This window comes from Paraburkholderia sp. SIMBA_054, from assembly GCF_046534875.1.
GTDB classification, from domain to species: domain Bacteria; phylum Pseudomonadota; class Gammaproteobacteria; order Burkholderiales; family Burkholderiaceae; genus Paraburkholderia; species Paraburkholderia hospita.
In genome coordinates, this window is sequence record NZ_JAWRXV010000763.1 from 1 (window position 1) to 272 (window position 272).

At 54.4% G+C, this 272-nt stretch carries 1 protein-coding gene; it reads left to right on the forward strand.

The genetic code is table 11. The features are described 5' to 3' along the window. A partial coding sequence (locus SB822_RS57160) for an ABC transporter permease subunit (RefSeq protein WP_410859114.1) occupies positions 1-238 on the forward strand: 238 nt, incomplete at its 5' end. Positions 239-272: the final 34 nt, after the last annotated feature.

Sequence of the window (272 nt, forward strand, 5' to 3'; positions counted from 1 at the left end):
GCGGATGATCCCCCCGCTCGGCAACGAATTCATCGCGTTGATCAAGAACTCGGCGCTGGTGTCGCTGCTCACGATCGACGATCTGATGCATGAAGGCCAGAAGATCATCAGCGTGTCCTATCGTTCGCTTGAAGTGTATCTCGCTATCGCGCTGGTGTATCTGGTATTGACGCAGGTGACCAATTTCGCGCTGCATCGCGTTGAACGTCGTTTGCGTGTGGGAGGAATGGTGCAATGAATACCGTGGCCAAAGTCAACGAGCCTATCGTTCG